The 18,635-nt window shown below is 35.5% G+C and carries 20 protein-coding genes and 1 tRNA gene; 11 read left to right on the top strand and 10 right to left on the bottom strand.

Translation table 11 applies throughout. From position 1 onward, the window contains the following. Both AC59HC_RS11620 and AC59HC_RS11615 read right to left on the bottom strand, forming a co-directional pair. The gene (locus AC59HC_RS11620) at window positions 1–702 is read right to left on the bottom strand and encodes a CPBP family intramembrane glutamic endopeptidase (RefSeq protein ID WP_496558641.1); all 702 of its coding nucleotides are present in this window, start codon (window positions 700–702) and stop codon (window positions 1–3) included. A 43-nt stretch (window positions 703–745) separates the two neighbouring features. Beyond that, window positions 746–1,357 (bottom strand): L-threonylcarbamoyladenylate synthase, encoded by a 612-nt coding sequence (locus AC59HC_RS11615; RefSeq protein ID WP_202838779.1) that lies wholly within the window; start codon window positions 1,355–1,357, stop codon window positions 746–748. A 101-nt stretch (window positions 1,358–1,458) separates the two neighbouring features. On the opposite strand from AC59HC_RS11615, the gene AC59HC_RS11610 reads away from it, so the two are divergent. Beyond that, a tRNA-Met gene (locus AC59HC_RS11610) sits at window positions 1,459–1,531 on the top strand. Window positions 1,532–1,689: 158 nt separating this feature from the next. On the opposite strand, the gene AC59HC_RS11605 is transcribed toward AC59HC_RS11610, so the two are convergent. The 4 genes from AC59HC_RS11605 to AC59HC_RS11590 all read right to left on the bottom strand — a co-directional run bounded on the left by AC59HC_RS11605 (window position 1,690) and on the right by AC59HC_RS11590 (window position 4,184). Next, complete coding sequence (locus tag AC59HC_RS11605) at window positions 1,690–2,541, bottom strand: GLPGLI family protein (protein ID WP_496558640.1); 852 nt, start codon at window positions 2,539–2,541, stop codon at window positions 1,690–1,692. Between the two features lie 78 nt (window positions 2,542–2,619). Continuing rightward, window positions 2,620–2,901, bottom strand: coding sequence for a hypothetical protein (locus AC59HC_RS11600; protein ID WP_110010973.1), 282 nt, complete (start codon window positions 2,899–2,901; stop codon window positions 2,620–2,622). A gap of 302 nt (window positions 2,902–3,203) precedes the next feature. Beyond that, a complete protein-coding gene (locus AC59HC_RS11595) occupies window positions 3,204–3,452 on the bottom strand; it encodes an Ada metal-binding domain-containing protein (protein WP_496558639.1) in 249 nt (82 codons plus the stop codon). 18 nt (window positions 3,453–3,470) lie between these two features. After that, a complete protein-coding gene (locus AC59HC_RS11590) occupies window positions 3,471–4,184 on the bottom strand; it encodes a 2OG-Fe(II) oxygenase (RefSeq protein WP_496558638.1) in 714 nt (237 codons plus the stop codon). A 191-nt stretch (window positions 4,185–4,375) separates the two neighbouring features. Between AC59HC_RS11590 and AC59HC_RS11585 the strand changes: the two genes are divergently transcribed. Beyond that, a complete protein-coding gene (locus AC59HC_RS11585; RefSeq protein WP_496558637.1) occupies window positions 4,376–4,822 on the top strand; it encodes a GNAT family N-acetyltransferase in 447 nt (148 codons plus the stop codon). Window positions 4,823–5,158: 336 nt separating this feature from the next. On the opposite strand, the gene AC59HC_RS11580 is transcribed toward AC59HC_RS11585, so the two are convergent. Continuing rightward, window positions 5,159–5,740 carry a hypothetical protein gene (locus tag AC59HC_RS11580; protein ID WP_202838783.1) on the bottom strand — a complete coding sequence of 194 codons (582 nt, stop codon included), beginning with the start codon at window positions 5,738–5,740 and terminating at the stop codon, window positions 5,159–5,161. A gap of 335 nt (window positions 5,741–6,075) precedes the next feature. Between AC59HC_RS11580 and AC59HC_RS11575 the strand changes: the two genes are divergently transcribed. The 4 genes from AC59HC_RS11575 to AC59HC_RS11560 all read left to right on the top strand — a co-directional run bounded on the left by AC59HC_RS11575 (window position 6,076) and on the right by AC59HC_RS11560 (window position 10,098). Then, complete coding sequence (locus AC59HC_RS11575) at window positions 6,076–6,441, top strand: BlaI/MecI/CopY family transcriptional regulator (RefSeq protein WP_202838784.1); 366 nt, start codon at window positions 6,076–6,078, stop codon at window positions 6,439–6,441. A gap of 4 nt (window positions 6,442–6,445) precedes the next feature. Continuing rightward, window positions 6,446–8,362 carry a M56 family metallopeptidase gene (locus AC59HC_RS11570; protein WP_496558636.1) on the top strand — a complete coding sequence of 639 codons (1,917 nt, stop codon included), beginning with the start codon at window positions 6,446–6,448 and terminating at the stop codon, window positions 8,360–8,362. A 57-nt stretch (window positions 8,363–8,419) separates the two neighbouring features. After that, window positions 8,420–9,322, top strand: a complete 903-nt coding sequence (locus tag AC59HC_RS11565) for a GLPGLI family protein (RefSeq protein ID WP_496558635.1) — start codon at window positions 8,420–8,422, stop codon at window positions 9,320–9,322. Between the two features lie 212 nt (window positions 9,323–9,534). Further along, a complete protein-coding gene (locus tag AC59HC_RS11560) occupies window positions 9,535–10,098 on the top strand; it encodes a sugar O-acetyltransferase (protein WP_110010966.1) in 564 nt (187 codons plus the stop codon). Between the two features lie 73 nt (window positions 10,099–10,171). Here AC59HC_RS11560 and fsa read toward each other — a convergent pair whose 3' ends face one another. Beyond that, window positions 10,172–10,825 (bottom strand): fructose-6-phosphate aldolase, encoded by a 654-nt coding sequence (gene fsa, locus AC59HC_RS11555; RefSeq protein WP_002978975.1) that lies wholly within the window; start codon window positions 10,823–10,825, stop codon window positions 10,172–10,174. Between the two features lie 277 nt (window positions 10,826–11,102). Between fsa and AC59HC_RS11550 the strand changes: the two genes are divergently transcribed. Beyond that, window positions 11,103–11,591 (top strand): YdeI/OmpD-associated family protein, encoded by a 489-nt coding sequence (locus tag AC59HC_RS11550; RefSeq protein WP_202838787.1) that lies wholly within the window; start codon window positions 11,103–11,105, stop codon window positions 11,589–11,591. Window positions 11,592–11,653: 62 nt separating this feature from the next. Here AC59HC_RS11550 and AC59HC_RS11545 read toward each other — a convergent pair whose 3' ends face one another. Next, a complete protein-coding gene (locus AC59HC_RS11545) occupies window positions 11,654–12,184 on the bottom strand; it encodes a tetratricopeptide repeat protein (protein WP_330746632.1) in 531 nt (176 codons plus the stop codon). A 194-nt stretch (window positions 12,185–12,378) separates the two neighbouring features. On the opposite strand from AC59HC_RS11545, the gene pepE reads away from it, so the two are divergent. The 4 genes from pepE to AC59HC_RS11525 all read left to right on the top strand — a co-directional run bounded on the left by pepE (window position 12,379) and on the right by AC59HC_RS11525 (window position 16,570). After that, a complete protein-coding gene (gene pepE, locus AC59HC_RS11540) occupies window positions 12,379–13,071 on the top strand; it encodes a dipeptidase PepE (protein ID WP_110010963.1) in 693 nt (230 codons plus the stop codon). Continuing rightward, window positions 13,071–13,922 (top strand): hypothetical protein, encoded by an 852-nt coding sequence (locus AC59HC_RS11535; protein WP_496558634.1) that lies wholly within the window; start codon window positions 13,071–13,073, stop codon window positions 13,920–13,922. Before pepE ends, AC59HC_RS11535 begins: the two co-directional genes overlap by 1 nt. Before the next feature lie 97 nt (window positions 13,923–14,019). After that, window positions 14,020–15,393: a D-alanyl-D-alanine carboxypeptidase/D-alanyl-D-alanine endopeptidase gene (gene dacB, locus AC59HC_RS11530; RefSeq protein WP_343640604.1), complete on the top strand. Its 1,374-nt coding sequence runs from the start codon at window positions 14,020–14,022 to the stop codon at window positions 15,391–15,393. Window positions 15,394–15,400: 7 nt separating this feature from the next. Continuing rightward, complete coding sequence (locus tag AC59HC_RS11525; protein WP_238349588.1) at window positions 15,401–16,570, top strand: sensor histidine kinase; 1,170 nt, start codon at window positions 15,401–15,403, stop codon at window positions 16,568–16,570. A 116-nt stretch (window positions 16,571–16,686) separates the two neighbouring features. Here the strand turns inward: AC59HC_RS11525 and AC59HC_RS11520 are convergent, their stop codons facing one another. Then, entirely contained in the window at window positions 16,687–18,543 is a 1,857-nt protein-coding gene (locus tag AC59HC_RS11520; protein WP_202838791.1) for a M61 family metallopeptidase, read from the bottom strand. Window positions 18,544–18,635 lie beyond the last annotated feature (92 nt).

Here is an 18,635-nt window from a genome sequence, read left to right as displayed (position 1 = left end):
TTAAAATACAGATAAGTGTTTTATATCAATACAATTCATGACCATCATTGCGATAAAATCAATCATAAAATGACAGATGATCAGAATTTTAATATTTGAATAGCGTTTATAAAATACAGCAAACACGATTCCGATAAAAAAAGGTCCAAGAACCTGGCTTATGGTACCGTAAGTGCTGTGCAGAATTCCAAATAAGACAGCTGAAATAACAATGGCAACTGTCGGGTTATTATAGATTTTTTCAATCCTGGGCTGGATATAGCCCCGCATCAGAAATTCCTCTACAATAGCAGCCGTAAGGCATGTAAAAATAACTAAAAAATAATTATTTCTAAGAATGGGAACAAGGTTGAGAAGCTTCTCACTTATTTTTTCCTGTGTAACGAACATGACGACTGCATTCAGAATCACTCCGCCAATCAGACAGATAAAATATAAGCTCACAACAGCTTTGATGTAAAATGTTGCGGAATATTTCTTCTCCTTTTTAAGAAAAAAAGCACTTTTCTCAATAAAGACATTGTATAGAAATACAATGATAAGAACAATCCATAGTATAATTCTGCTGAGAAAGAAATTGGTTTCTGTAATTCCTCTTATTCCCGTTATTGTGGTAACAGCAGGAAAAGAATAGAGCATCGCTGCCGCTAAAATAACAAAAGTGAGTAAAATTCCTACAGCATATTTCCCGGTAAGACTCATAATTCAGTACCCTAAACCTTGAACTTTAACTTTGAACCTTGAATTAAATGATCCCTTTTCCCTGACGGATGATTTCCGGTTCTCCTGAAGTAAGGTCTACAATAGTAGAAGCTACATTATCACCATATCCTGAATCAATCACGATATCTACCAGATGATCATATTTTTCAGCAATAAGTTCAGGATCGGTAGAGTATTCGATAATTTCATCATCATCTTTAATGGAAGTGGATGCTATGGGATGGCCAAGTTTTTCAACAATAAGCTGCGGAATCGGATGATCCGGAACACGGATACCAATTGTTTTGTGGCCTTTATAGGCTAAAGGTAAACTTTTGTTGGCTTCAAGAATGAAGGTAAACGGCCCGGGAAGATGACTTTTCAGAAATCTGAAAACTGAGGTATCAATAGGTCTTGTAAAGTCAGAAAGATGGCTGAGATCATTACAGATAATTGAGAATTTAGACTTGTCAAGCTTCATTTTTTTCAGCTGAGCCAGCTTTTCCATGGCTTTTATATCAAAAATATTACAGCCTAAAGCATAAATCGTATCAGAAGGATAGATAATCAGCCCGCCATTGTTTAAAGTTTTAATAACCTCATTCACAAGATTTTCCTGTGGGTTGTCTGGATAAATTTTTAATATTTTTGCCATAAAACAAAGATACAAATAATAAAATAGTTTTCATAAAAGTCCTTTATTTAAAAGAAAAATTAGGATTTGTAAAAAATATTCGTACCTTTGCAATCCAATATCGCGGGATGGAGCAGTAGGTAGCTCGTCGGGCTCATAACCCGAAGGTCATCGGTTCGAGTCCGGTTCCCGCTACTAAACGAAAAATCGGTATGACTTATTGTTATACCGATTTTTTTTTATATGTTCTGTCTAAAAAAAGCTTAATTAAATGAACATTTAATTAAGCTTGTAAATTCTATAGTATTTTTTAAGATCTGTTGATGGTATCTGGATATTATGATATTGCATAATCATTGAATAAGTTCAATTGAATTTTCATCTGTTAAATTTTGCAGTTTTTGTTTTTGTATATTTCGTACCGTTTCCATAGACTCTGATGTTATAGTGGTCTCCGAGTTCGAAAGTGATCCGATCATATTATTAATGAAATTCTTTTTCGCCTCTTGTAAGCCTGCTACAGAAGTTTCCGTAGAATTCTCATATCTTTTTTTCCTTACTGTCAATTCCATACCCTTCAGTTTTTCGCTTGATACAGATTTTACAAGTTCATAGTCATAATCCCCATTTTGATCCGATATTTTAATTATCAATCCCGGTAATCCTGTAAATTTGTAAGGGCCGTACGAGAGGGGAATATCGGTGGAATACCAGGCGATCCAGTTTCGCCCTTTGTAATTAAGTTCAGCTTTTTTACAGTTAAATGATTTTATTACTTTGGACTCATTAATAAGTTTCCAGTTGTTTATTATAGGTTCTTTATAGGAAAGTAATGTCATCCCGATATTTTCAAAATATTGAATGTTCTGATTAGATTGGATAATCGTGTATGGGAATTTGGTTTTTGGGAAAGATTTTCCCCTAAAATCTATATTTGAATATCCGTTTACGGTAGCTTTTTTAAACTCACTTTGAAACACAGAATCAAATTTTACAGCTTTTTCACTGATAAAAAAAGCCCGGTCATTCAAGACTTGTAAAGAGAAAAACTCTTCATGTATATAGTTGGGGGTTGATTTGTTTATTTTCCCTTTTAATAAATAGGTGAAGTCTGCAACAAGGGCTTCTTTTCTTTCTGTCTGAGAATAAAATAATGCAAATAAAAAGAAGGTAAAAAGGAAAGAAATTTTCTTAGAGTTACTCATGATATTATGATAAATAAAAACTGCACTTACAGTTGATTGTTATTATTACTACTGTAAGTGCAAGATATAATTAAAAAATTAATTACAGTAATTTGCTTCAAGAGCTTCTGTCCATGCCATTATCTGTGCTTCACTCCAGTTAGACTGATTAGTTACCGCAGCTACACCACAGCTTGTAGTATAATAGATTGGATAAAATTTGGAATATTTCTTCTTTGTTTTAGAATCTTTCTTCAAAACTTCTATTCGGTTTTCTTTTTGAATCTTAGACGTAGTTGATTTCTCGTTCTTAGATGGAGCCGTAGCAGCGCTCATGATTCCCGCTGTAAGAATTCCAGCGATTAAAATAATTTTTTTCATGGTTTTAAAATTTAAAATTAATTGAGTCGCGAATATATCCAGCGTCTTTGTTGTCAAAGGTTCTCTTCTGTTTTCATTTTTGTAAATCTAGGGCATTACTACTTCTAATATATGTTTCAAAAATGATATTCTGATAACTGCTTAAATACTATCGCAATAATCAAATTTATATAACCATTAATTAATTTGATTACGGTTTTCCATAAGGAAAAATATAAAATATTTTTATAGCATCTTAAATTTTATAGAATTCTGTTTTTATTTTCTTGTCATTGCAGACAAAACGATGGTATAAATTTGAATCAGTCCATATTCATTTCCTTCCATTTTTTAAAAGCTTTTTTCATACAATGCCCGCAGGCACGATAGCCATTTTCTAAAGCTTCTTTTTCGTCTGCAAAGAAGATCCTGTTTTCTTTCTTCATTCTTTTTCCTGAGCGGCAGCTGAGCAATCCATAGATTTTCAGTTTTTTATTCCCTCCAAAAGAAATGTCTCGGTGGTGGATTTTACTTCTAAGACTTTCGGCTGTGATCTGAGAATGCTGAATCATAGTTCACTTATTTAATAATTAGGTGGTTGCATCGTGGAAAATAATACCTAGCGCATAGCGGTTTCCTTCTCTCACTTCACTTACTCCATGTTTCATATTGACTCTGTAGTATCCTTTGGTTCCTTTTTCCGGTTTAAACTGAGTCGTAAAAATAAGGACATCTCCTTTTTTAGGTTTTAAAACAATAGCTTTTGACTGCGCTCTCGGAATCTGTTGGGTAAGGACAAACTCACCGCCTGTAAAATCTTTGTCGGGTTCGCTGAGCATAACAACAATTTGAATGGGAAAATAGATATCTCCATATAAATCCTGATGCAGCGTATTAAATCCTCCTTTTCCATATTTCAAAATTAAAACCGTAGCTTTCTGCTGGTTGTTAAGATGACATAGATCCAGGAACTCCTGGTGCTCTAAAGGAAAATGAATGTCAATATGTAAAGCTTTAAACCACGTATTGGCAATAGAAGCCAGATAGGGATACATTGTTGTTCGTATAGTTTGAATGATTTCTGGTAATGGATAGGTAAAGTATTTATACTCACCCAATCCAAAACGGTGTCTGGCCATGACGACTGTTTTACGGTAAAGAGAAGAATGATCGTAATCTGCTTTTAATAGTTCACATTCTTCCCCAGACAACAGATCAGGAATGATGGCATACCCGTTTTGATGCATTTTTTCTGTAACGTTCTGCCAGTCTGTATTTTTGATTGTATGGACAATATCTTTCATTGGTTTGATTTTATTCTGCAAAAATCTATAGTTCCTCAGAACAATACAATCCGAAACGTGCGATATTCATTGCGTAGTTTATAAAAGATCAGAGTAAGTCTGTCTGGACTATTGCTTTAATATGATTCTGGATGATATCATGGGTCCTGTTTAAAGCTATTTTTGCCCTGTTAATAAAAATAGATATAACGATGAATTACATGATTAAAAAGGCAAGTCTTGAGGATCTTGATGAAACGGCTGAATTGTTCAACCTTTACCGTATTTTTTACAGGCAGGAATCAGATGTAGAAAAAGGGAAGGCTTTTCTCAAAGAACGGTTTTTAAACAGTGAATCCGATATTTTTCTAGCAGTAGAGGACGGAAAAGCCGTAGGATTCGTGCAGCTTTACAAATTATTTCATTATACCAGATTACAAAAACAATGGCTGTTAAGTGATCTTTTTGTTCATCCTGATTATAGAGGAAAAGGACTTTCTGTGGCATTAATTGACCGTAGTAAACAATGGTGTGAAGAAACAGGAGCATGCGGGCTGATGCTTGAAACCGAAAAGACGAATGATATAGGAAACCAATTATATCCACGCTGTGGGTTTGAATATGACGGATTGCATAATTATTACCATTGGTGGAAGTAGAATAAAGCCGCAAAAGATAACCTTTTTTTGCGGTATTTTACTTCTATAATGATAAGTAGTATTAGTTCTACAGTTCTTAACACTTAATTCTACAGGTATTTTCAACCAGCAGAAGGGTATAATCCTATTTTTGTAAAGCTCTTACAGATCATGGGTAGGACAGTTGATCTGTAGAGCGTATGCAAAAAAATCTCTGCCTAATTTTCTACTTTTTCCCCACGGTTTTATGATTAGTACCACAAAACTGCTTTTTCCGGCGGAGATTTTTTGCTTTTGAATAAAAAAAGAGAACGACGATGGTCATTCTCTTTTTTTATTCTTAAATATATTTAAATATTATTGAGCCAGTTGAGCGTAAGGAGTAAGCTTGTTGTCATCAGACATGGTCTGTCCCAGAAAGTCTCTTTTCTGATCCGCTTTCATTCTGCCTGCAGCATCATTGGCATTGAAATAAGCTTCACTTAGTTTTGTAGCGATATCAGCAGGTTTGAAATCGAATTTTGTATCTCCTTCAACTCCAAGATAACCATTCTTTCTTGTAAGGTTAGTAATATAATTGTTGTAATTGATCATGGTTCCTCTCATCATATTGTTATGGTATTCCATACATTTCTTAGCTTTTTTAGATGAATTGTTCAGGATACAGTTTTTCATGTTGTTTCTGTATAAAAACCATTCAGATTCTACAATACCATATTCTTTACCCAAAGCAATCTTTCCGTTATTCACAATATTATTATCGCCTTCTTTTGTAGCGATCGTCTGAAGATGTTGAATAACCAATGGAACGGTAGCTTCGATTTTTGATTTTGTATCTTTCAGTATGCTAAGATCGGCAGCAGGAGAACCCTTCTTTTGTGCTGTAGTAACATTAAAAATAAGCAGTAATAGTACAATCAGTAAATTATATCTTTTCATGAGAAATTTTTAAAGCACTAAAATAAATATAATTTCCCGGTTAAAACAAATTCATTTTAATTTTATTTAATAAAATTTAACAAGTTTTAAGGATTTACCTCTGAATTGTTTCTTTTTCTATCGATTAAGCAGGCTATATTTTCACTCTCTTAAAAATTTAATATATTTTAACTATTTTTATTCAATTGATTATCAGGTGTTTAATGTTTTGCTGGTGTTTATCACTAAAAAAATAGTTGTTTGATTCAATTTTATTTCTACATTTGTATAACTAATTTCTTAGTGATATAGAAGTTGAAAGGTTTATATCACTATAAATGATAAATGAACAGGATATGAAAATTCAGACTTTAACAAAAGCAGAAGAACAGGTAATGCAGTATTTATGGAAGATAGAAAAAGGATTTCTAAAGGATGTTCTTGATCTTTTTCCGGAACCCAAACCCCATACCAATACGGTATCTACCATTTTAAAAGTGTTGAAAGACAAAGAATTTGTAGACTATCGTGTACATGGAAGACAGCATGAGTATTTTCCGCTGGTTTCAAAAGAACAATATTCCGGGAAAACCATGAAAAGTCTTGTAAAGAACTATTTCAAAGGCTCTTACAAAAGTGCCGTTTCATTTCTGGTAGAAAAAAATGAAATGACGGTAGAAGATCTTGAGATGCTATTGGATGAACTCAAAAATAAAGACTAGGACCATGGAAGCAATACTTTTATACTTTGGAAAAATTATTTTATGTTCGGGTGTAACATTTTTGTATTATCAATTGTCTTTAAAGGACAAGACATTCCATCATTATAACAGATTTTATCTGCTGGCAGCAATTGTGATATCCCTGTTATTGCCACTTATCAGAGTAGATGATTTTACGATAGAGGTGAATAATGATATGTACATGCTTCTTGACAAGATTCAGAATTTTAATTCAGAAAAAAATATAAACAATGGTAACCTTTATTTTAACATTATTTTTTCAGCTCTGGGACTGGTTTCTTTCTATTTTCTAGGAAGGCTGCTGTATGGGATTTTTAAAATCCAGCAGTTTAAAAATCAATTTCAGAAAGAAAGCTTTGACGGGATCAACTTTTACCGTACAGACCTTAATGAAGCTCCATTTTCCTATTTTAAAAACCTGTTCTGGAAGAATACAATTACCCTGCATTCTGATATCGGAAAACAGATTTTAAAGCATGAAATGGTACATATTGAGCAGAAACATTCCTTTGATAAGATCTTTATCGAGATTATTACTTCTGTTTTCTGGTTCAATCCGTTTTTTCATATCATCAAAAAAGAAATTAATCTCATCCACGAATACCTGGCGGATAAAAAAGCCGTACAGCAGTCGGACACCAAAGCATTTGCGCAGATGCTTTTAGCAAGCCACTTTTCCGGAACACAGTTGCCTGCTGCCAGTCCGTTTCTAAGTTCAAACCTTAAAAAAAGACTTAAGATGTTACAAAAACCAAAAACCAAGTTCGGATATGCGCGAAGAATTCTTGCATTACCGGTTTTATTTACCGTAGCGTTTGCTTATCTGGTAAATGCGAAGAACAGAGAAATCGAAGAAACCAATCTTTCTATTAAAAAAGCAGTTTCAGAAATCAAAAAAGATACAATAAGACCTGAAAAATCGGTTCAGGGAAATATCCGGGAATTAAAAACCTTATCACCCGGTGAACACAAAAAATTAACTGATCTTGAAAAAAAGATAAAAGAAAAAGAGAAGGAGCTGGATGGATTGGATCCGGAAAGTGATGCCTTCAGTGATAAAATTGAAGAAATAAGTAATCTGGCATCAGAGATTGGAGAGGTAGCTGCCAAAGTTGAAGTTGATAAATATTTCAATTCTGCTGAATGGAAAAATCAGATGAAGGAGCTTGAAAATATGGATCCTCTTGATAAGAAAGAACTTCGTAAAATAAAAAGAGCAGCTAAAAAAGCGGGAAGAGAGGCTGCAAGAGCGGTAAAAGAAATCGTTCCGCCCACACCGCCTAATGCACCGGATGCACCTCTGGCGCCAATAGCTCCAGAAGCTCCACTTGCCCCAAAGGCTCCTAAAGCTCCCAAAGTAGTTTATTTTAAAAATAATAACACCGTTTATTATAAAGATCTGAGCGCTAAAGAAAAAGAAGAAGTACGCAAAGCAATGGCAGAAGCCAGAGAGGCGATGAAAGAAGCTGTAAAATCCAGAGTGGAAGGTGAAACAGCAAGAGCCGAAGGAGACAGAATTAGAGTGAAGACTGAAAGAATCAGAATTGATGGGGAAAAAATCCGAAAACAAGTTGAAAAAGCCCGTGCAGAAGCAGAGAAAAGATCTGTCAGCTTCAGAGACGGAGCATTTATTAAATTTGACGGTAAACCTGATGTTATTGTAATGAATGCTGATTTTATCAAAAAAGACGGCAATGGAAATATTGCCATGAATGGAGTGAAAAATTTCAAAATAAGCGGTAATGATGATGTAAAATATAAGTATTATATTGACGGAAGAGAAGTTTCTAAGGACGATGTTAACTCATTAGATACAAGCAATATATCGAAAGTTAATGTCAATACTCAGAAAAAAGGAGATTTTAAGCAAGGGGAAATAAGAATTGAAACAAAGAAATAAAGTTCCATCAGGCTTTGTCAGTTTCAGATTGGCAAAGCCTTTTTTTAAACATACATTATGAAAAGTAAAATTCTATTTTTTTTATTTCTGGGTGTGCTTGTCAGTGCACAGGTCAACAGGTTTTTTTATGAATATAAGTTTATTCCGGATTCCAATAATAAGGAAGATGTAAAGACGGAAATGATGATGCTCGATATTGATAAAAACGGATCAAGCTATTACAGCCGTGATAAATTTGTAGCAGATTCTATTGGAAAGGCAGAACTTGAAAAACAGTTAAAAGCCGGAGGTGGAAATATCAGTGTTAACAGACGGGAAAAGCCCGGGCAGGTTTCTTATAAAGTTACCAAACAATATCCTGATTTCAAAACCTATCTTTTCAGAAGCATTTCTACAGATAAATATAAAATAAAAGAAGATCAGAAACCGGAATGGAAAATATTGGCCGAGAAACAAAAAATAGGAGCGTATCAGGCTCAGAAAGCCACTGCCAGCTTTGGAGGAAGGGAATGGATAGCCTGGTTTGCAACAGATCTTCCTTTTCAGGATGGCCCTTATGTCTTTTACGGTCTTCCCGGTCTTATCGTAAAGATTGAGGACACCACCGGATCTCATATTATGACGATGATAGGTAATAAAACGATTAATACTCCGGCTGCTGACTCGGAAATGCAGGTGCCTGATCATGTAAAAGTATTGGGAATAGGCGGAAAAGAACTGGAAGTCACAAAAGATCAGTTCAAAAAAGTATGGAAGGCTTATATAAATGATCCGGCAAAGAATATGAGAGAAATGTTGATGAAAAATGGTGATGGCAATACGAAATTTAGTTTTAAGCTGAGAACAGGAGACGGTAAAGAAATCTCAGATCCCAATCAGGTACTTAGGGAAATAGAAAAAAATACTAAAGAAGCCCTAAAAAAAGATAACAATCCGATAGAACCGGATCTGGTAAATTAAAAATTATATTTTCTAATATCTGCAGGATGGCATACGTGTCATCCTGTTTTTGTTTGACAAAAGAAGTCAAATAAAATGGGACAAATATCAATTTCATGATGTTATAATATATTTTTTTATCTTTCAATAAGCAATAAGCAATAAGCAATAAGCAATAAGCAATAAGCAATAAGCAATAAGCAATAAGCAATAAACAATAAACTTTATATCTTATGACAGAAAAGGAAAAATGTGCAGCCGGACTTTTATACAACGCCAACTACGATAAAGAATTAATAGAAGAACGCATTGCATGCAAAGATTTGTGTCAGGAATATAATGCTCTCAAAAACTCCGATTCCGAAAACAGATTCCGATTGCTTAAAAGCATTATGGGTAGTATAAAAGAAAATATCTGTATAGAACCCAGCTTTTGGTGTGATTACGGATATAATATAACCGTAGGAGAGAATTTCTACGCCAATCACAATCTGGTTATTTTGGATTGTGCCAAAGTAGAGTTTGGTGATAATGTGTTTATAGGCCCCAATTGCAGTTTTTATACGGCAGGTCATCCGCTTGACGCGAAACAGCGAAATGAGGGACTGGAATATGCACATCCTATCAAAGTAGGTAATAATGTATGGCTGGGAGGCAATGTGGTTGTACTTCCAGGAGTTTCTATCGGAAATAATTCTGTGATTGGAGCTGGAAGTGTGGTAACGAAAGATATTCCTGAGAATGTAGTGGCCGTGGGAAATCCGTGTAGGGTAGTAAAAAATATCCCGGAAGAATAATATACAGAATCACTATAAAGTAAAATCCCGGAACAATGTTCCGGGATTTTTATGTTTGAACAAGGATCAGTGATTATGCTAATTTCTGAGAATCTGCAACAAACTGAGCCAATCCGCTGTCTGTTAATGGGTGCTTCAATAAGCTCAAAATCGGAGGAAGTGGAGATGTGATAACATCAGCTCCGATTTTAGCACAGTCGATGATATGCATTGAGTGACGGATAGAAGCTGCAAGGATTTCAGTTTCGTACATATAGTTATCGAAAATCAATCTGATTTCCTGAATTAGGTTCAAGCCGTCTGTAGAAATATCATCTAATCTTCCTAAGAAAGGAGAAACATAAGTTGCTCCCGCTTTAGCTGCCAAAAGAGCCTGCCCCGGAGAGAAGATCAATGTACAGTTAGTTTTGATACCTTTATCGGAAAAATATTTTAAAGCTTTGATTCCATCTTTGATCATCGGAATTTTTACAACGATATTCGGGTGAATAGCAGCCAATTCGTCTCCTTCTTTAATCATTTCTTCATACGTTGTAGAAAGAACTTCCGCAGAAATATCTCCGTCTACAAGCTCGCAGATCGTTTTATAATGGTTTTTGATGGCTTCAGCTCCCTGAATACCTTCTTTTGCCATTAGGGAAGGGTTGGTTGTTACACCATCTAAAATTCCAAGGTCTCTTGCTTCCTTGATTTGCTCTAAATTAGCTGTGTCAATAAAAAATTTCATTTTGATAAATAGATTTATTGATACAAATATAGGGAATTAATTGGGTTATGAGGTATGAATTTTAAGTTACGGGTTTTTGGGTTTGCAGGGGTAGAGTGAGAGGGTTTGAGGGTAAACGGGTTTGGCTGTGGGAGTGTATGAAGTAATGGTTTTGAAATAATAAAAAAAGAAATTCCCTAGATATTCGTCAAACTGTTATTTTTGCTTCCAGCTTCTAGCTTCTAGCTTCTAGCTTCTAGCTTCTAGCTTCCAGCCAGACCAACTTAAAATACCATCCATGAAAAACAATAGTTTCAGCGCCACTTTGGAAATCATAGGAATTAATCCTTTTGTATTTGTTCCGGAAGAAATATTGGAAACGATTTTTGAAAAATCCGGGAGAAATAAGAGCCCTATTGCTGTCAAAGGAACGGTGAACGGGAAAGAATTCAAACAAAATCTTATGAAATATTTAGGTGAGTGGAGGCTTTACGTGAATCTGATTATGCTGAAAAATTCTCCCAAAAGAATCGGGGAAATTATTGAAGTTGTTCTGGAATATGATGATTCCGACCGAAGTATACCTGTTCATCCTCAATTAGAAAAGGCAATCAAAGAAAGTGCTTTAGCTGCGGAAAATTTTGAAAAGCTGACTCCCTCAAGAAAAAATGAGCTGGTAAGGTATATCAATAATTTAAAAACCGAAGCCAGTATTCAGAGAAATATTGAGAAAATCATCAGGCATCTACATGGTGAAACAGATTTTTTTGGAAAAATGATTGAGTAGATCTAAAACTCATTAATCATTAAACAAAAATGCCGGAAAAACTTCCGGCATTTTCTTTTTTACTAAGAATTTAATGCTTTGCTAAGCTTCACAGCATCCTGATTGGTAGGATCATACTGTATCGATTTCGCAATATGTTCTTTTGCTTTATTAGGATCAGTTTTCTGTTCTGTAAAGGCAAGATAGAAATAAGCGTACGCCAGATTTTTCTTATTTTGCTCCACTTCTTCAGGTTTTACGGCTGCAATATACTTTTCGTAAGCAATTTTTGCGTTGGCATCATCTTTTGCAGACTGATAGGCATAAGCCTGGCTGTAATAAGCCGGAGCCCAGTCCGGTAATAAAACTGATACTTTTTTCCAGGTATCAATCGCATTGGGCCAGTCTGAAGCCTCCTGATAAGCATTAGCCAGTTTTGCTAATGATTCTGCATCCTTTGGATTGGCCGCGATCTGTTTTTTAAGATCTTCGATAGTTGGATTAGTTGTTTGACTCGTTGCTGCTGAAGTTTCAGGCTGAGTCGTTTGTGCATTTACAAGACTTACACTTCCTGCTAGTATTAAGCCTAAAAACAGGCTATTAATTTTACTCATTTTCATAATCTTATATTTTAAAGTCAAAATCTAAAATTCAATAATAATTCCACAAAACCGTAAATTTTAGAGGCTTTAAGTTTTTTTAGAAAATATTAACGGGATTGATGTTTTTTTTAATTTAATTTTTGATTCGTTGATCTTTGAGGCTATCTTTGTGATTCGTTTTTAATAATACTTATAAATTTCGTGGTATGAATATCATATTAGCTTCAACATCTACACTTTTTGGTGGAGAATATCTGGAATACTTAAGAGAAGAATTAATCCAACTTTATAACGGAATTGATGAAATTGTATTTATTCCTTTTGCAAGACCAGGTGGAATTTCCCATGATGATTATACCGCAAAAGCACGTTCTTTCTTTGAAACCATCGATATAAAAGTGAAAGGTCTTCACGAATTTGAAGATAAAAAGGAAGCCATTCATCAGGCAAAAGGTTTCTTTACAGGAGGCGGAAATACCTTTTTATTGGTTAAAACATTACACGAAGAAGGGCTGATGTCTGTCCTGAAAGAAAATGTATCAAAAGGAAAAGCCTATCTCGGATGCAGCGCAGGAAGCAATATCGGAGGCCAGAATATGAAGACAACGAACGATATGCCGATTGTATATCCGCCAAGTTTCGACTGTATGGGATTGGTTCCTTTCAATATTAATCCGCATTATCTTGATCCTAATCCCGACTTAAAGCATAACGGAGAAACCAGAGAAACCCGTATTCAGGAGTTTCTTACCCAGAATGATATCAAAGTGGTTGGTCTCAGAGAAGGGAACTGGATCAGAAGAACCAATGATTCCATTACTGTAGAAGGAAGTGAACTGACAAGGATTTTTGAAAAAGGAAAAGAGCCTTACGAAATAGAAGCAGGAAGCAGACTTTAATGAGCGAAAATGAAATTAATCTTTTCATAGAACGCAATCTCACTAATTTTTCAGTGAACAGTACCGGATGGAATGAACTGATCCGGAAATTGCTGTATGAATTTGCTTTGGCAGGCTGGAATATGGAATACCGTGTCTTTGGAAAGGAGAAGTTTGGTGAATTGAGATGCTATACCTATTCTGAGGATGAAATACTCAATAACAAGCTTAAAAACATCAAAGATAAGTATTCGAAATTATCGGTAAAGACTTGTGAAATCTGTGGCAGCGAAGGGAAAATGAGAGCAATAGGCTCATGGCAGACAACATTGTGCCTGGACCATTTTCTGGAGCAGCAGCCCGTTATTGAGATTGATGATAAACAGAATATCAAAAGAAATAATGAGAGCGTTCTGAATAGTAAAGATATTGCCAAAGCCGAGATTGAATATGATCTTCAGAGTTTATGGCTTTATACCCATCATGAAGAGAGTTTTTATTTTTCATGGCAGGAACCCAATTATTATCTGCTTTTGAGAAGCGTTCCCCTGTCTGTTTTTCCAGAAGAGAGCCGGAATGAAATCTCAGCAATATTTCAGGACCTTCGGAATTGTGAAATATGCGGTTATAAAGCTGTGCACCAAAGAAATTGTCTGCGATGTCATCATGAACCCTGGAATGATTCAGGATATTTTATTCAGGATTACGGGGAAAAATCAAACTATATAAAGGAATGCCAGATGGACATTTTTATAGATGAAGATGATTATGAGAAATATTTCAAACATGATCGTTCATTTGAAAAAACTCCTGGCCATCAGATACTTTTCACCTCCGAAGAGCTCAGTGAGTATGAAAAGTTTTTATTTTAACTATATTTGATCAGAATTTAAATCAATAGAAAAAGGTCCGTATACTCTTTGTAAACTGTATTGGAAACCTTTGCATGCAGACCCAAATAACAATGTAATGAAAAAAACATTTGCAGTTCTCATACTCTCTGTACAGATGGTTGCTGCACAGAATATAGCCCAAAAATTAGATAAAGTAACAAAGGATCTTATGGATTCTTCAGGAGCAGTATCTTCCAGCTTATCTTTTTATGTTTCCGATGAAAACGGAAACTTTTTATATGAATATCAGGGAAATAAAGGTCTTTCTACTGCCTCTACACAAAAGATTTTCACGGCAGGAGCTGCACTGGAAACTTTAGGAAAAAACTATACTTTTACCACCACTTCAAGCTATTCCGGAAATATCTCCGGAGGAACGCTGAATGGAAACCTTTTCATCAGCTCCAATGGCGACCCTACTTTGGGAAGCTGGAGATATGATGGCTATAAACCCGAAAATTTTAAAAGGAAACTGATTGATGCAATCAAAAATTCAGGGATAACAAAAATATCCGGTGATCTGATTATTGATGATTCTTATTTTGATCATCAAACGATTCCGGGAGGCTGGCCGTGGGATGACCTGGGGAATTACTATGGTGCGGGTGTATGGGGAATCAACTGGAAAGAGAACCAGTTTGATATCAATATTAATGGAACCGATTTTAAAAGCTTTTCTTATCCGCTGGAGGGTGTAAAGTGGCTGAATGACCTGAAAACAGGAGGAAACTCGGATCAAAGCTTGATCTTTACCGCTCCTCATTCTGATGTCGCTTTGATTAATGGAATGCTTCCGGCTGGAAAAACAGTAACGGTTTCCGGTTCTGCTCCCAATCCGCCGCTACAGCTGGCAGCAGAAGTAAAACAATGGCTGAAGGAATCAGGAATTGAACTTTCTGGAAAAGCTGTAACGAATTCTCAGCTTGAAATAGATGGAAAAAATCCTTTATCAGCTCCAAAAAATAATATTCTCCTGACTTATCAATCTCCGACTCTTGATAAAATAGTGTACTGGTTTCTGAGAAAAAGTATCAATCTGTATGGAGAAACATTAATTAAAACATTAGGAAAAGAGAAAAAAGGAAATTCAAGCTTTAAAAGCGGAGTTGCCTATCTGAAAGAATTCTGGAAATCAAGAGGAATTAATCCTAATATGATCAACTTTGCAGATGGAAGCGGACTTTCCCCCCAGAATTATGTGTCCGCAAAAGCAGAAGTGCAGGCTCTTTTATATGCTAAAAAACAATCATGGTTTGAAGCGTACTATGATGGATTTCCGGTTCAGGATAATGGTATGAAAATGAAAAGCGGAACCATGAGAGATACCAAATCTTTTGCCGGATACCACACCGCAAAAGATGGGAAAAAATATGTATTTTCGATTATCATCAACAACTATCAGGGAAGCGGAAATACTGAGCTGCAGAAAATCCTGAATGTTTTAAAATAAAATACCTTTGAGAAAATCCATCCTCACCAGACTGAATAACTGGATCATTTTTGTTGTGATGACTACTTTGGTGATCGCCATTGTAGTGGCTTCAACATCGCTTATTAATTTTCTCAGAAAAGAGGAGATCAAAAGGATCAGTCTTCTTTCCAAAGCGATAAGAATACAACAGGAGGTTAAAACTCCGGATACTGATGTTCTGGATCTGCTGCCGGATATCCTGAATATCAACAATACCATTCCGTTTATTGTAACAGACAAATATAAGAACCCGATTCTTGACCTCGGATACTATAGAAATATTCCTGAAAGTACGATTAAGAATCCTGAAAAACTACAGGATCTGATCCGGAATATGGAGAAAAATTATGATCCTATCGAGATTAAAGTGCCGGATGGAAATAATCAGTTTGTCTATTATGACAACTCGCGTCTGCTTAATAATCTTCGCTATTCTCCCTATATTTTAGGGTTGTTTATTTTGCTGTATTTTGGTTTTTCTTTCTGGTTTTTCAAAACTATTAAAAAGACGGATGAAGGATATCTTTGGGCGGGTCTGGCTAAAGAAACTGCACATCAGATCGGAACTCCTTTATCATCCATGATCGGGTGGATGGAAATTATGAAGCTTGATAATCCGGATTCGGAAGGAGTACATGAAATAGAAAAAGATATTGAAAGACTCAGAACGATCTCAGAGCGATTCTCAAAAATAGGTTCTGTTCCAGAACTGAATGACAGAAATTTTAATGAAACCATTCAGGAGAATTATGATTATTTAAAAACAAGGATCTCCAGAAAGATCAATTTTACGCTTAATCTTCCTACGTATACCGTTCTGGTTCCTCACAATAAAATTCTGATGAGCTGGGTCATTGAAAATCTGGTAAAAAATGCGGTGGATGCGATGAAAGGTGAAGGCTCTATTACCATGTCTGTCTTTGAAAGAAATAAGAATATTTTAATTGAAGTAAAAGATAATGGAAGCGGAATGACTAAACAGCAGGCACGAAATGCTTTTAATCCCGGATATTCTACGAAGAAAAGAGGCTGGGGACTAGGATTGTCACTGGCAAGAAGAGTTATTCATGAATACCACAATGGAGATATTAAGATTTCCCAGACTGAAGTAGGAAAGGGGAGTACTTTCAGGATTACGATCAGAAAAGAGGATTGATTCTCGTTGAAATTAGGGCCAATAAGAAACCTAACAGGTTTTCAAAACCTGTTAGGTTTGTATCAAGATAAAGCTGATAAAAATAAAAAGCAGGGAAATTTTCCCCGCTTTTCACTTTATTTTTTACCTGTAAGCCACTGAGTCTGCAGTTTCAGTTCTTCCGGTGTTGGATTCGCTTTGAAAGAAAGTGTTTCCATGGTCATTTTATCCAGAATAGCCTTTCCTTTCAATGTCATTTTCTCTTTTTTGCCGGCATTGTCTCTTAGAATGGTTACCGTAACTTCCTGTCCTTCTTTAATGGTTCTTGTATAACCAATAAAATCCTGTACCTTTTTGATATCTACCGTTCTTCCGTCTAAAGCAAGTACCTGGTCTGTGATTTTAAATCCGATACTTTTCGCAAACGGAGAAAGCGCAGAATGTTCATCAAAAGCAAAAGCATTGGTCTTTTCATCAAAACCTGTCTGGTTCGGGTCTTTGATAAACCAGAACAAAGGCTGGCTTTCCTGCTTTTTAATATCCACCCCTACCATGCTCAGATATTGTGCATAAGGTGTTGGCTGGTTTCCTGCGATATATTTGTTGTAGAATTCTTTTACCTGAGGATATCCGGTAACTGTTACCAATTCGTCAATCAGTTTATCATCTTTGAAAGGTTTGTTTTCACCAAATCTCTGAGACAATTTTCTGATCATATCCCTATATCCCATTTCTCCGTTGGACAATTTTCTAAGCTCGATGTCTAAGCACATGGCTAAAAGAGCTCCTTTCTCATAGACGTTTCTGTACTGATCTTTATAAGGCTCTACCAATACATTTTTACTCATTACTGTAAATGGCATTGTATCGTCATAGCTCTTGGAATTGGCAATTTTTTCACCAATTCTTTCAAGGAACTGATCTTTATTGATCAAACCTTCCTGGATCTGGAATAAGTTGGCAAAATATTCTGTTCCGCCTTCATACATCCATAAGTGCTGAGACATTTTCGGATCTGCATAATCAAAATAATGAATCTCTTCGGAATGGGTTTTCAGAGGGTTTACCGTATGGAAAAACTCGTGGGAAACGACATCTGTAATGGTATTGTCAATGGCATCCTTCGGCATTGCTTCAGGCAGTACCACACTTGTCGATTCGTGGTGTTCCAATGCTCCGAAACCTTTGATTCTTGGTCCGTCACCACCGGAAAGGTAAAGCATGATAGCATACTTTTTATTCGTGTTCATATCGCCCAGGAATTTCTTTTGGGCAACCACCATTTTTTCAAGATTTTCTTTGAAATCGGCAGCTTTATACTTTCCTGTCGGAGAATAAACACCTAGTACTAGATCCATTCCTCCGGCATTGAAGGTAATATAATCCGGCTTTGTATACATTAATGGTGAATCGGTCACCTTAGCATAGTTGGCAAGAGTATAGGTATCTGTAGATTCAGATTTATCCTGATCTACCAGTGCTGTCGTTCCATAGAAATCAGTGGGTTTCTGAATGACAAGCTGATAAGGAACATCCTGCATGTTCTCGATATATCCGATAAATCCGTGGGTATTGATCATGTATATCTTTCCTTCTTCAATATCAGTTCCTGAAGGAGAAAATACGGCTTTATGCTTAGAGGTATCCAATTCATCATCAAAACTGTCATTTACAAGATAAGAGATTTTGGAAAGACCCTGAGCATTTTTCAATGAATAGGTATTGTCATTTACTTTAGTATAAGTAAGCTCTTTTCCTTTATTATCGTAAAATTTGATTCCTTCGATGAATCTTCCGTAGTCGTCTACAGAATAAGTACCCGGAACTGTTTTAGGGAAATGAAATTTAATGTCACCGGATTTCATTTTTGGGAACTCCATGGTAACGGCTACTTTATCATCTTTTACGTTGACAAGGTCAATAGTGGTTTTTATAGACTGTGCATTTGCTAAAAAAGCAGCAAAAATACCAAGGCTAAGTACTGTTTTTCTCATTAGGTTTAAATTAATAGTTAAATAGTTGCTTTTTTTCTGAATTTGTTACGAAGAAAGTATTAAACTTTTCTTAAAATTTCAAGGTTAAAAAA

The sequence above is a fragment of the Chryseobacterium sp. DZ-32 genome, assembly GCF_059587025.1.
The sequence above is the reverse complement of the archived record's forward strand: the minus strand, read 5'-3'. Positions and strand labels throughout refer to the sequence as shown.